The 14708-nt window shown below is 46.3% G+C and carries 10 protein-coding genes; 3 read left to right on the top strand and 7 right to left on the bottom strand.

The annotated features are described in order from the left end of the window. Positions 1-154: 154 nt before the first annotated feature. The 5 genes from MKY95_RS24865 to hcp all read right to left on the bottom strand — a co-directional run bounded on the left by MKY95_RS24865 (position 155) and on the right by hcp (position 7158). The gene (locus tag MKY95_RS24865) at positions 155-1186 is read right to left on the bottom strand and encodes an NAD(P)/FAD-dependent oxidoreductase (protein ID WP_076318799.1); all 1032 of its coding nucleotides are present in this window, start codon (positions 1184-1186) and stop codon (positions 155-157) included. After that, positions 1187-2203 (bottom strand): ABC transporter substrate-binding protein, encoded by a 1017-nt coding sequence (locus MKY95_RS24870; RefSeq protein WP_339194896.1) that lies wholly within the window; start codon positions 2201-2203, stop codon positions 1187-1189. A gap of 102 nt (positions 2204-2305) precedes the next feature. Beyond that, entirely contained in the window at positions 2306-3931 is a 1626-nt protein-coding gene (locus tag MKY95_RS24875) for a helix-turn-helix domain-containing protein (protein ID WP_339194899.1), read from the bottom strand. Between the two features lie 227 nt (positions 3932-4158). Next, the gene (locus MKY95_RS24880; protein WP_339194902.1) at positions 4159-5568 is read right to left on the bottom strand and encodes a PTS transporter subunit EIIC; all 1410 of its coding nucleotides are present in this window, start codon (positions 5566-5568) and stop codon (positions 4159-4161) included. Positions 5569-5865: 297 nt separating this feature from the next. Further along, positions 5866-7158 (bottom strand): hydroxylamine reductase, encoded by a 1293-nt coding sequence (gene hcp, locus MKY95_RS24885; protein WP_339194905.1) that lies wholly within the window; start codon positions 7156-7158, stop codon positions 5866-5868. 309 nt (positions 7159-7467) lie between these two features. On the opposite strand from hcp, the gene MKY95_RS24890 reads away from it, so the two are divergent. Beyond that, positions 7468-10119 (top strand): cation-translocating P-type ATPase, encoded by a 2652-nt coding sequence (locus MKY95_RS24890; RefSeq protein WP_339194908.1) that lies wholly within the window; start codon positions 7468-7470, stop codon positions 10117-10119. A gap of 63 nt (positions 10120-10182) precedes the next feature. On the opposite strand, the gene MKY95_RS24895 is transcribed toward MKY95_RS24890, so the two are convergent. Further along, entirely contained in the window at positions 10183-10566 is a 384-nt protein-coding gene (locus tag MKY95_RS24895) for a VOC family protein (protein WP_339194911.1), read from the bottom strand. A 284-nt stretch (positions 10567-10850) separates the two neighbouring features. Between MKY95_RS24895 and MKY95_RS24900 the strand changes: the two genes are divergently transcribed. Continuing rightward, complete coding sequence (locus MKY95_RS24900) at positions 10851-12191, top strand: MFS transporter (RefSeq protein WP_339194915.1); 1341 nt, start codon at positions 10851-10853, stop codon at positions 12189-12191. 153 nt (positions 12192-12344) lie between these two features. On the opposite strand, the gene MKY95_RS24905 is transcribed toward MKY95_RS24900, so the two are convergent. After that, the gene (locus tag MKY95_RS24905; RefSeq protein ID WP_339194917.1) at positions 12345-13001 is read right to left on the bottom strand and encodes a DUF2625 domain-containing protein; all 657 of its coding nucleotides are present in this window, start codon (positions 12999-13001) and stop codon (positions 12345-12347) included. A 102-nt stretch (positions 13002-13103) separates the two neighbouring features. On the opposite strand from MKY95_RS24905, the gene MKY95_RS24910 reads away from it, so the two are divergent. Further along, complete coding sequence (locus MKY95_RS24910; protein ID WP_339194920.1) at positions 13104-14591, top strand: DUF5123 domain-containing protein; 1488 nt, start codon at positions 13104-13106, stop codon at positions 14589-14591. Positions 14592-14708 lie beyond the last annotated feature (117 nt).

Genomic DNA, 14708 nt, shown 5'->3' on the forward strand with positions numbered 1-14708 from the left:
AATAGTGACATGTTCAAACCAAATAAAACAGCGCCACCTGAATCCCTCTGGTGGGCGCTGTTTGTGTAAACTTTTTTTGAAGCCCGACACAAGTTCGAGGAAATCTCGAACTTGTTCGGGCTCTTCAGATTGCCTTCCATCTGTATAAACCTATCTACGTATTGGAGAGCGCTTTGTTTTTTTCATAAAACCGGGCATTGTGAGAAGATACACCCGCCATGTCGGAGGCAGCAGGTTCCAGATACGTCTTGGCACTGTTGACTGCGAGCACCGCATCGTTAAAAGCACCAGCGATCAGCCTGACTTTGCTTCCATAGGTAATGAAATCACCTGCTCCGAATATGCCTGGAATGTTGGTACGCATGCGCTGATCAACGGACACGCCGTAGTCTTCACGCGCTAGCCCCCATTGCACGAGGTTACCAAAATCACGATCATACCCGTGGCTTACGACGACCTCATCTACCTCAACATGTGTGATGTCACCGGTTTCTACATGGGCCAGCTCGACACGATCTATTTTGTCACCTGTACCGTATAAGCGTGAGATGCTAAATGGCGTCATGACGTTGGCCTGAGCTTTCATCTGAGCAACTGGCGACTCGTGTCCGGTAAATGCATGACGTCTGTGTGCCACCGTAACTTCACTTGCTATTTTGCCCATTTCATTCGCCCAGTCGACTGCGGAATCGCCACCACCCGAGATCAGAACACGCTTCCCGGCAAATCGGGACAGATCGGTTATCGTATAGTGCAGATTGGTCAGCTCATACCGATTGGCACCTTCGATATCCAGCTTTTGCACCTGAGTCATGCCTCTGCCCGCACATAACAGGATGGTACGTGTGTAATGACGCTCCCCTGTTTTGGAAATGAGTATAAATACACCATCCTCACGTCGTTCAAGCTCAGCAATTTCCTGCCCAAACACAATCGTTGGATCGAACGTTCTCGCCTGTCTCTCCAGCGATTCAATCAGCTTCTCACAGCGAATCGGATCAATCCCGCCCACATCCCAGATCAGCTTCTCCGGGTACGTACGCATGAATCCACCCAGTTCCTGTTTGGCTTCGATGATCTTGGTACGCATGGCTCTCATGCCACTATAAAAGGAGGCATACATGCCAGCTGGCCCACCACCAATAATAGTAATATCGTAGATATCCAATTGTGTCTCCGTTGTCATTTAAGGCACCAACTTTTCAACAACATAGTCCATCAATTTTACAGATCCAATCGGACCCACACCCGATACGAATTGGCTTGTCTTCAACGGGAAGACATGATCATTTTTCACAGCCTCCAGATTCGACCACACTTGGCTTGCTTTCAGATCTTCCATAGATTTCTTCGTGTCATAACCTACGAGGGTTCTGTCTTCCAGGAAAATATAATCCGGATTCATCTCAGGCAAAAATTCCAGGGAGAACTGGCTAAACCAATCTGTAGAGTCTTTGATCGCTTCAGGACTATTCAGACCCAGGATATCATAGAAGAAAACACTGCTGCTTCCTCCTTTGGGACCCATGAAACGGTAACGATTGTGCTCCACCCGGAGAACTAATACGGTCTTTTCTCCCAAGGCTGCCGCGATTTTCTCTTTCGCTTGTGAGGCTTTCTCATCGAATTCAGCCAGTACTTTGGCAGATTCTTCGTTCTTGTCAAATATGGCAGCCAGCTTTGGCATAGCACGTTTCATTTCACTGTTGGCATCAAGTGCCACTGTAGGAGCGATTTTGGACAATTCATCATATACGCCCTGTTCCATTCCTTCGCCAGCTGCAAGGATCATGTCTGGTGACAACGCAAGCAACTGCTCATAATTATATTGATATTGCTCAACTTCAATGATCTGGACCCCATGTTCTTTCAAATAATCAGGGCGGTATTCCGCTTCAACTTCTGGAGTTAACAAAACGATTTGGGGTGTAACACCCATTTCAATCAGATACTCGGCATAGATCGAATCAAACACAACCAGATTTTGAGGATGAGTTGGAATCGTTACTTCTCCAAACTGATCCTTCACCACCTTAGTCCCACTTTCAGTCACTGTTTCTTCTGCAGTACTCGCTACTCCTTCAGTTGGAGCACCTGCTGTTCCAGCTGTTGCGTTCTCTTCCTTGGTTCCACCGGAACATGCCGCCAGCATTACACTAATCACCAACAGCATGATACCAAACCCTTTAAATCTTCGTGACATGATATACTTCGCCCCTTATGTGTATTGATAATGATAATTATTATCAAATAGTATCAAATAAGAAGTGTTGCTTCCATAGCATATCGTGCGTATTCAGTTGGATTATTGTGCTCTCTCATGAAAAGGTTCCGTAAGATTGCGAACGATCTGATTCAGAATCAGAGTGTGTCCCGTAATTCCGTGACCGTCTACCCACAGGTGAGTATCTACGTAAAATACCCGATTATTTTTTACAGCCTTCAGGTCATTCCATTGCGGACTCTCCCATAGTTTCCTCATATTCTCTTCAGCACTGAAGTGCTGCATGATCCGCTTCTCCACAAACAGATAATCGGGATTGGCTTGTGTGAGTAGTTCAAGCGAACATGGGTTAAACCATGCTGTACCTGAATCCAGTGCTTGCGGCAGTGTTAATCCAAGCTGTTCATATAACAAGTGTGATACCCCGTGTGAATGCCCACCCAGATATCGATAACCAAACGCTTCTACCCTCAGCAGCATGACAGTGGACGCGGATTGGATGATGGGTTGCAACTGTCGCTTAGCTACGCTGACTTCGTGTTTCATCTGCTGATGCAGTCTATAAGCCTCTTCTTCTTTGAGAAACCAGGCTGCCAATTGATCGAGCATTGGTTCTACATCTTGATGAAGTCCGGTTAGAATCGGTGCAATTGTGCGCAGTTCCCTTTTGACCTCTTCCGTCAATACGTTTCCTATCAACATCTCCGGTTGAACTTGTCGAACAAGTTCTATCTCCACCTCATACTGTGTAACCTCCAGCATCTGCACTCCATGCGCTATAAATTGTTCATGGTGATGTGGGGACAGCAGGATTGGGGTGACCACTACGGCATGGGGGATGACACCCAGATGAATCATAATTTCTGCACAGATTGGAGAAAGTGATACGATCTTGCGCTGCGTCATCGTCTGCCTATATATCTTAGGTGATACGCCAGTCAGTTGTTTGAAGCGTCGGCTAAAATAATGAGCATCTTCAAATCCAGATTTTTTGGCAATATCCTGTGAGGTTGCCTCTGTTAATATCAATTCTTCTTGCGCACGGTAGATCCGGTAGTGTGCCAGATAATCCAGAGGTGGCTTACCATATCGCTCGCTAAATTTGCGGGAGTAATGCCAAGGACTGATCCCGGCAATCTGAGCTAACTGCGTACGTGTAATGACCTGATCATAATGCTCCTGCATGTAGTCAATGGAGCGAAGTATACCGTGTTCTGGCTTCAACTCGTCATCCGGCTGTTTCCGATATAGATTATTTAACAACTCATATAACAAATGCTGATTGCCAACCCTTTCTGCACTCTGATCCTGTGTATGCACTTCACTCCAATGCTGAATGATACTTGCCAGACTTCCACCGGACAGTTGCACTTTCTGATACGCCTCTCCTGACGGTAACCGCCATTCGAACTTCTCAGCTTCCCGTCTATCATGCAGCACCGAATATGTATCGAACTGAACATGCCAGCCTGCCAGATCCAGGTTGCCACCTTCAATGACCTCCATTACGGAGTTCTCTTCAACCGCAATTAATTCTCCATAGGAGACGTGAACTCGGTGTCCATTTATATTCCAGATCGCTTTTCCATCAATGATAAATATCAAGGTGTGACTGGGAAAGTAATGCAGCTCGCCTTTCGTTATCCATGCGTTGCTTAGTGCATTCGTTGACTTCCATTGAGCAATCCATTCCATGTTGTCAGACATAGGTTATCCTTTCAAAGGGATTAGTAATCCAGATTTATAGTTTTCACTATATCAAAATACATGACAACTCCATAACCAACAAGCTATGGCTTGAATAAAATGGTGGACAGCGATTGTACATTCCATACTTACATTAATCAGAAAAACACAACAAAAAAGCCCGCACCATAAGGTACAAGCTCTTTCTTACAACTTTAATGCTACTTTTCAATGCTACGTTTTACATATTAATCAATACTAGCTTTCGGTGACCCCTGTCCCCGTTTCTGTCCTTTTCCTGCCATCCAATACGTTAGTCCACCTGAGACACCAAATGCAATAACCACACCAATGCAAGTGTGTAACAGATTCAAGCTACCCTCTTCGATGAAGAGCGGGAGGCTGACCAAGCTCGGATTCCCCACCATAGCAAATGCCTTGACAGATAACAATCCAAAATACAGCCCACCGGCTGCTCCACCCAGCAATGCCGCATAGAAAGAGGATCTTTTTCTCATGTTGACCGCATACAATGCAGGCTCTACAACTCCAAGGAGGGCAGTTCCCGTTGCCCAGAAAGCAAGTCTTCTGGATGTTGGCTCTTTCGAGCGGATTCCGTTTGCAAGCGCGGCCCCCGCTTGTCCAACAATCGCCACTAACATGGCAGCAATCACCATAGAACCACCATTCATAACCATTTCATTAATGATGAGGGCAATCAGCCAGTAGTGTAACCCTAAAATTAACATCAGTGAGAAGACCGCTCCCAGTAACATCACCGACACCACTGGAGCATTAGCTACTAGTGAATCCAATGCTTCCGGCAGATATTCATCAATCCAAGTGCCAGCTGGACCAAGTATCATCAATACTAACGGAACAAGAATCAGTAACGTCAGGAATGGGGCAACCATCCCTTTGGAGAATTTTGGACTCCATCGTTCAACGGCTTTTTCCAGGTAGGCCGCTGCACAGATCGTTAGAATGACCCAGATCGCAGTAGTATAAAAAGCAGGCTGGGACACGAGTGGAAAGCCCAGGAAATGGACGTCTTGTTCACCTGACATCATCATGGTCATCTCCGGATGGTACATCAATCCACCAATAGATGCTGCAACATAGATATTGCTCTTCAACCGATAAGCTGTGCTGATTGCTACCAATACAGGCAGTAGATAAATAACACTATTTCCAATGATACTGAATATCGTAAAGGTCTGGCTGTCCATCAGTGCAGAAGAATCCGCTGAACCGTACGTATCCATTAACGTAATTATAGCAAGTAAAATCTTAATAACAGCGGCTCCGAGAATAGCAGGCATCAAGGGCCTGAACACATCGGATACAAAATGTAAGATCGAGAATCTGTTCTTCTTCGTGTGTCCTTCTTCCTGCAACGCTGTCCCTGTAGATTCCCAAGCGTCCATACCCAGTAACGTATTGTAGATGAGTGAAGATTCATCTCTTATTACCAGATGACAATGCTCACCTGTTACCCGAATATTTGCTACAACATCTGCGGAGGCAAGAACCGACATGTTCAATTGTGTACTTTCCTTCAGTGCTAGCGTCGTCGTGCCCTTATCGTGTTCTACGAGCTTGATGTTCTCCTTGCCTCCTGCGAGTTTCAACCAATCTTCAATCTGTGTGTCATGCATTATGTACGATCTCCTCATATTACGGTAAACCCGTGTTTTGTGATGTGTTATGATCTAATATGCCTCTATCTATATACACATTTCCATGAAAAAACTTCAATAGGATAAAAAAACTAATTTCCCTGACATTACATGTTCATTTATACAAGGTATATGGACCTATGAAAGTCGAAAAAGCAAAAAAGCCTACTCTTATGTAGGCTCTTATCCATCTGTACTTATGAGTCATACTCTTCATACTCACAACCGACATTCGCAGTCATCAGATGGCGATGCACGTAAATATACATCCTCATCCTATGACAGTGCCAACATCGCGTTCATATCTTCTTCTGCCGTTGTAATTAACTTCAGACCAAACATATCCACGAGTACATCCAAGACACCTTCCGATATGAACTCAGGCGGTTTCGGTCCAATACGAATGTCCTGAATGCCAAGGCTGAACAGGCCAAGCAGGATCGCAACTGCTTTTTGCTCAAACCAGGACAGCACAATGCTGACAGGTAACTCGTTCACGGTACAGCCAAAAGCATCCGCCAAAGCCATTGCAATTTTCACTGTAGAACCGGAATTGTTGCATTGACCCAGATCGATATAACGCGGTATACCCGTGTCTCCAACCGTACCATAATCCACATCGTTGAAGCGGAACTTGCCACAGGAAGTCGTCAGAATTACGGTATCATTCGGTAAAGATGTCGCGAGTTCACGATAGTAGTTGCCACCTTTCCCCGGCGCATCACAACCTGCAATAACGAAGAATCGACGGATATGACCGTCTTTCACCGCTTGAATAATCTCGGGCGCAAGCCCAATCACGGTCTCATGATGGTATCCTGTCGTTAAGACTTGCTCCGATTTTACATTAGCCGCAGGCAGAGACAATGCACGTTCAATCAGCGGTGAGAAGTCATCATCCATAATCTTGGCCACACCCTCCAGACCCGCCACTTCGTAGGAGAAAAAGCGGTCTGCATAGGTGCCTTTGATCGGCATAACACAGTTCGTCGTTGCAAGAATAGCACCCGGGAATTGTTCAAAAAGTCTTCTTTGATCGTACCAGGCTTTGCCGATATTACCCTTGAGATGGGCGTATTTCTTCAGCGCAGGATAACCGTGCGCAGGCAACATTTCCGAGTGGGTATAGATGTTGATTCCTTTCCCTTCAGTTTGACGAAGCAACTCCTCCAATGCATACAGATTATGTCCCGTCACCACGATGCACTGTCCTTCAATCTGGTTCTGGCTAACCGTAATCGGTTGCGGTACACCAAAGCGGTCCGTGTGTGCACGATCCAACACATCCATAATGCGGATTGCTGCATTACCTACCTTCATCGCCATCTCCAGATGTTCCTGTACATTAAAATTCGAGTTCGTTAATGTCATATATAATGCCTCATGTGTAATCCGATCCACCTCAGGATCAGAATATCCCAACTGGCGTGCATGTGTCGCATAAGCAGCGATGCCTTTTAACGCAAAAATCATCGTATCCTGCAAACTTGCGATTGTTTCGTTTTTGCCGCATACCCCTACCACGGTACACCCGCCACTCGGCGTCTGTTCGCACTGATAACAAAACATATGGTTTCCCCTCCAAACTTAGATTAAACGCAGTTCGTTATGTAATAGCGTAACAGACCCTGATATGAGCTAGTGTGATGGTGCACACAGTTTCTGATCCAATATCTATATATGGTTCTCCAGACTATCATCCAAACTGGAAATAATAACATTCAAAAAAAGGCATATCTCGGATCATTATGAAAAATACTGTGTACAGCTAAAAACGTATAAATCCATAATCTTAAAAAAATACGAAAATGAAACGATTCTAGATTTTGCCCGTAAGGGTAATACACAGAGAAATCTAATATTCAAGGAGCTGGTCAATTGCAACATTACAGACACAGTGCGGAGGAAACCCTTCAGGATGTACAGAGTTCCTCCAAGGGACTTACGACCTCCGAAGCTGCCAAGAGAATTGAAACGGAAGGATATAACGAGTTAAAAGGTAAAGATGCAACACCCGTCTGGAAATTGTTCCTCGAAAATTTCAAAGATCCGATGGTCATCGTGTTGCTGATTGCAGCCGCGGTACAGGTTGTACTTGGACATCTGATTGAATCATTGATCATATTCCTGGTTATTTTGCTCAACGCGGTGATCAGTGTAGTACAGACCAAAAAAGCCGAGAGTTCGCTTGACGCGCTGAAACAAATGTCTGCACCCGAAGCCAAGGTCATTCGTGATGGCCAGAAAAAGACCATTCCAGCGAGGGAACTCGTTCCCGGTGATATTGTTATGCTGGATGCAGGTGATTATGTCCCGGCAGACGGGCGTATCCTGGAATCAGGAAGTCTGAAAATCAACGAAGGCATGCTGACCGGAGAATCCGAAGCTGCGGAGAAACACGCGGATGCCATTCCGGATGAGGCTCCAATCGGAGATCGTCGCAATATGGCCTTCAGTGGCTCACTGGTCGTATATGGACGGGGCATGCTTGTCATTACAGGTACAGCTCTCAAAACCGAAATCGGCAAAATTGCCGAACTGATTGAAAATGCCGAAGCCAAGAACACACCATTACAGCGCAAGTTGGAATCATTCAGCAAAAAACTGGGCTTTTTCATCCTGGGCTTGTCGATTCTCATCTTTGGCATTGAAGCCGGTCGTGTATGGTTGACCGAAGGTATGGAGAATATCGGGCCTTCCATCGTAAATGCACTGATGTTTGCCGTTGCTGTTGCGGTTGCTGCCATTCCTGAGGCGTTATCCTCCATTGTGACTATCGTATTGTCACTAGGAACAAATAAGATGGCCAAACAACATGCGATCATTCGCAGACTGCCTGCCGTTGAGGCGCTCGGTTCTGCCAGTATCATCTGTACAGATAAAACAGGAACACTAACTCAGAATAAGATGACTGTCGTGGATTATTACATTCCCCATGGCACCAAGGACGAATTCCCCGATGATCCCGATCAGTGGTCGGAAGAGGAACGGCGTCTGTTACATATTGCAGTGCTCTGCAATGATTCGAATATTAACCAGGAAGGCAAGGAATTGGGTGATCCAACCGAAGTGGCCCTCATTGCCTTCAGCAACCGGGTGAACAAGGATTACAATGAAATCCGTGACCAGTTCCCGCGTGAAGCTGAGCTTCCTTTTGACTCGGATCGAAAGCTCATGAGTACGGTGCATACCTTCGAGGGACAGACGGCCTTGCTGACCAAAGGTGGACCGGATGTGCTGTTCAGCCGCTGTAGTCATGTGTTTATCAACGGTGAGGTTCAGCCCCTCACACCCGAGATTCGCACACAATTTGAAGAAAAAAATGAGGCCTTCTCCAAACGAGCCTTCCGTGTGCTGGCCTACGCGTACAAAAAATTCGATGATAAAAACCAGGTCACCATTGATGACGAGCATGATCTGACACTTGTTGGCCTGACAGCGATGATTGACCCACCGCGTGAAGCGGTATACGGTTCTATTGAAGAGTCCAAAAAAGCGGGCATTCGCACCATCATGATCACTGGAGATCACAAAACAACGGCTCAGGCGATCGGTGTGGATATCGGCCTTGCCGAACCGAATGATCTTGCCATTACCGGCGCTGAACTGGACAAAATGTCCGATGAAGAGCTGGATCAACAACTCGAACACATCTCAGTATACGCAAGGGTATCTCCTGAGAATAAAATCCGGATTGTGCGTGCATGGCAACGTAAAGGCAAGGTTGTAGCGATGACCGGAGATGGGGTCAATGACGCACCCGCGCTGAAACAGGCCGACATCGGCGTAGCGATGGGTAGCGGAACAGATGTCGCCAAGGATGCGGCTGCCATGATTCTGACGGATGATAACTTTGTCTCCATCGTGAATGCGGTCAGTGTTGGACGGATGGTATTTGATAACATCAAAAAAGCCATCGCATACCTGTTCGCCGGTAACCTCGGCGCGATTATCGCCATTTTGTTTGCCTTGATCGTCGGCTGGGTTAATCCATTTACGGCCCTTCAGCTGCTGTTCATCAATCTGGTGAACGACTCCCTGCCTGCCATTGCTTTGGGTACAGAGAAACCTGAGCCAGATGTCATGCGGCGTAAACCGCGTGATATCAACGAAGGTATCTTCGCAGGCGGAACCCTGCAGGCCGTGATAACACGTGGTGTCCTGATTGGTGTAGCTGTTATCGTGTCCCAATATATCGGACTTGGTATTTCGGAGGAAATCAGTGTGGCTATGGCCTTCACAACCTTGATTCTCGCACGCAGTCTGCAAACATTTGCAGCACGTTCCAACACACAAACCATCTTCCAGGTGGGCTTTACGACCAATAAATTCGTGCTTGGCTCCATTCTGGTATGTCTGTGTCTCTATGCAATCACACTGATTCCAGGTGTTCGCGGTGTATTCGCAATCCCGGATACATTCGGCTGGAATGAGTTCCTGATTGCAGGCGGACTTGCTCTTGTCGCCGTCATTCTGATGGATGTCATCAAGTGGATTCGCAATCGCGGTAAACAAGTTACTGTGGCGTAAGATTTGTAGATACAACATGCACAAACAGGCGCCCGTTATCGGAGCGCCTGTTTCTGTATCTAATTACCCCTGTTTAATGCCAAAAGCGATCCATCTTCCATCAATATCCTCGATCACAAACTCCTTGTTATTATAGTCTGTATGATTGAGAGCACGTACGATTTTCACATCTGCGTTGATCAATTCCTGCTGAAGCTCTTCCTGGTTCTGGGTAATAAAATATGCATCATATCCATAGCCATATAATTCTCTGTTGGGTATAACTTTCTGTCCATTGCTTTGGGTTAAAATAATCTCGGTAAGATCACGATACAGGCAGATATGAGGTTCCGTGGCATCAAGATATTCGACGACCCGAAAGCCCATCTTTTCTTCATAAAACTGCGCGGTTCGCTTCATATCCAGCGTCGGAAATACGCTATGGGACATTAATAATAAATGAGTCATGGGTATAATCTCCTTCATTTTCAACATGCTAATTACTTACATATCTAGTTACCTAACCGCTGATCCATCTGCTTATGTATGTTCAATGATCATTTTAGTTAAATTCAGGAAATCCGTCTATTGTTTATTATTAATATCTTTCTATGCTCATCACATCCGAATGAATTAGTATGACACTATTGCCATATGATAAATTTGGGCGTAAAATTATATATTGCTTTTCATCACATTTTCATCAAAGCTCAATCCGAATTCATATTCATACCCAAGACAGGAATGGTACCGTGAAAGATAAAATTGTCATGCCACTCTGGACGTGCTGCTTGTTTATCGTTGTGATGAACACCACCATGTTCAATGTTTCTTTGCCAGTCATTATCCATGACCTACAGATCACCTCAGACTTAGGGTCTTGGGTCATCTCAAGTTATTCGATTGGTTACGCCCTGTCGACGGTGATCTACAGTCGATTGTCAGACCGTATCCCGGTACGCAAACTGTTAACGGTCGGGCTTCTGATCCTGGGGTTATCTTCATTGCTGGGGTTGTTCGCGCATAACTTCGCGATCTTGTTACTGACACGCATTCTGCAATCTGCGGGTGCAGGAGTTATGGCCGGGCTGGGTCTCGTCATTGCAAGTCGTTACATCCCAGTGGAACGACGCGGAGCTGCCATCGCGCTGATCTCATCAGGTAGCGCCATGGCTTTTGGACTTGGCCCCATTGTCGGCGGACTCATTAGCGAGTACTGGGGCTGGAACGGACTTTTTGCCATAACGGTGCTTGTCCTGCTCGCCCTGCCTGTATTGCTCTATTTTCTCCCCCGTGAATCCGTCAAAACAGATCAGCCGTTCGATGTTATTGGCGCCATATTAACCGTCATTAACGCCACTACACTTCTGGTCGCGATCACCCAGCAATCCTGGTTCTGGTTTGCCATCGGCGTTATCTCGCTTATCGCACACCTCCTGTATATTCGGAAAGCGAGTCTTCCATTTGTGAATCCACAAGTGTTCCGAACGCCAGGATATACCCGGTTAATCCTTATCGGATTCTGCGTGCTGGTGGTGAATCTGGGCAATCTGTTTTTGATGCCGCTTGTGCTCGCTGATCTATATGGACGCTCTTCGCTCGCCATTGGTTTGCTGATTGCACCTGGAGCTATTGTTGCAGCATTCTGCACCCGTTTCGTTGGACGCTGGATCGACCGTTATGGCAATATGCGATTTATGATCATCGGACACACCCTGCTCGCAGCGGTACTTGCCTTATTCATGCTCGGACTTGATCAATCCGCCTTGATCATTACCAGTGGTTATCTCTTTTTCTCACCGGCACTGTCAGCCTCCATGGCTTCCCTGAATAATGAAGCGTCACGAGTGCTGCCCAAAGCCCAGATAGGTTCAGGTATGGGGATGTTACAACTGATCCAATTCTTCGGTGGTTCGGTGTCTGTAGCCGTGTGTGGGCTGCTGCTGCACAGCATTCCGGGAGTCTCGGTCGAGCAAGCTTATCATGTGGTGTATGCTTGTCTCTTGCTCGTCTGCTTTGTTTCACTCGGGTTGACCGTCTGGCATAGCAGAGCTTCACGCTCAGGCATTAAACCTGTTACATTGGACAATTGATAATTGATGTTTAAAGTTCAGAACAAAAAGGCCCGCACCAAGCGCGAGCCTTTTTTAGTTTGGAATAGAAATGCCGTTTTTTTTAAGTAGATCACTCAATGAACTTGAACTTACCGGTTACTTTCCTGAATTCATCCTACAGCAGCATGCCAACTATTTCCCGTCCAGTGCAAACTTCCAGGCCTCCATTATGCTAATTGGGGCTTTACTGCTGCTCTCGCCGTCACCTTCCTGCGTCCAAAGTGGTGGATAATACGCAAATACTTGTCCTGGCTGGAGCTGAGACATATCCTCTTGCCAACCTTTCCAGCGAAAGGTCTGATAGAACTGCTCTAGATCACCATTCGCCAGCCAGTTGATGAAACCTGAATATGCCAGTTCTGTCGATTCCCATTCAAGTGTATCCGGTGCAAAATAATATATGTGTCCCGTGCGGCCATACTTACCTGTGTCCAGTCCAAAGAAACCACCTGCCGCATCATATGCAACGACCATCATACCTTCCAGCACATCTACCCAAGGCTGCCCACTCACACCATTCCAACTGGTGAGACTCCCCGATGTACTGTCACCACCCGCACCAAGCAGAGTAATCCAGCCATGGTCCAGTACAATACCTTCTGTCTCATAAGCAACAGCCCCCAAATAGGATTTGGTGCTTATTTGCAGACGATAGAGGGTATCCTCTCCAGCCTCTTGTTTTGCTGGAACATACACATATGTATTTTGCCCACTATCCAGGAGTTCCTTGAGTTCTTCCCATGCGTGATTCTCCCGATCTACTAATTCAGCTATCGTTAATGTATTCATGAGCAGTCTCCTCGCTGATTTTATAAGAGCATATCATGGGTTATTAACCCGTTCAAATCTGCTATAATCTATCTTCAAAGCTAAATTCAAGGGGGAAACGATTTGATTCGCGTAGTTATACTTATGATTCCGATTCTGATGGTGCTTGTATCCGGTTGTCAGAATCATACATCTGCCATGAAGGAATCCGTTTCTGTTCAAAAGTCTGATCCCCAGGTCATCCATTACATATCACCCCAAGGAAACGACTCGAATAAAGGAACCATTCAATCTCCGTGGAAAACGTTGCAGCACGCAGCAGACCATGCTTCGCCGGGAAGTACGATCTATTTGCGTGAAGGGGTCTACCATCAGAAAGTCAAAATCACCAAAAGCGGTAATTCTTCCGCTAATCCAACCCTATTTTCAAGTTATCCTCAGGAGCAGGTTATCATTGATGGTAAAGGTTTATCTGTTCGGGGCATTGAAGGGTTGATTGAAATTGAAAATGCCAGTTATATCACGATTCAGAATCTCGAAATTCGTAATTTCACAACCACACTTGGGGGCCAAGTTCCAACCGGGATTTATGTCCACGGAGCAGGTGAGCATATTCAGCTGTTAGGCAACACCATACACGCGATCGCTAGTTACGCAACTCCTGAAGGTCCCGATTTGCGGGGCAGGGATGCCCACGGTATTGCCATATATGGCACAGAGCACCCTCAAGCTTTACGCGATATCATCATCAAGGATAATGAATTGTATGATCTTACACTTGGTTCAAGCGAGTCACTCGCAGTCAACGGTAATGTTGATACCTTTGCCATCCAGGACAATATCATCCATGATTCCGATAATATTGGTATTGATCTGATCGGGTACGAGGGTACGTCCGAGGACGACACGTACGATCAGGCTCGGAACGGCATTGTACGAGGAAACGAAGTATACGATATTACGTCCAATAACAATCCCTCCTACGGTACAGACCTGCCCAATGATACCAACTCGGCCGGCGGCATCTACGTAGATGGCGGGAAAGATCATATCATCGACCAGAACCGGGTATACCGGAGCGACATCGGAATTGAGATTGCCTCAGAGCATGCCGGACGTTCAACCAGCAACATTACCGTGCGTGATAACCTGATTTATTCCAACAGATTGACGGGTATTGCCATGGGAGGTTATGACGAGGAACGAGGAGCTACCGAGGATAGCAACATTATGTACAATACGCTTGTGGGAAATGATACCCTGAATGCAGGCAATGGACAGTTATTCATACAGTCACGGACAAAGAACAATACGTTCATGCGTAACATTCTCGTATCGGGCAGCTCGGAAGTACTGATATACAACGAATATACTAGCAATACCGGCAATGTGTTTGACCATAATGTCTATTACTCACCAGGTGAGCAGGAAGATGCCCTGTGGGTTTGGAAAAATAAAGCCTACTCCGGCATCGCCGCCTACATCAAGGGATCTGGCAATGATGCACACTCCATATATGTGAACCCGGCATTTATGGATGAACCGAGCGAAGATTTTCGTCCTCAGGCGAACTCTCCGGCTAAAGCATATGGTTACCTTGCACCGCGATAAATTAACCCTGAGTCTGCCATCTCAACTTAGTAAATCTTTTTCACGCAAATAAAAGGAGCCTGTGCATGTGGGATCATCTCCCTCATCATGCACAGACTCCTTTTTGCTTTCTTTTGA

Origin of the sequence: Paenibacillus sp. FSL P4-0176 (assembly GCF_037975265.1) — a bacterium.
Taxonomy (GTDB): Bacteria; Bacillota; Bacilli; order Paenibacillales; family Paenibacillaceae; genus Paenibacillus; species Paenibacillus amylolyticus.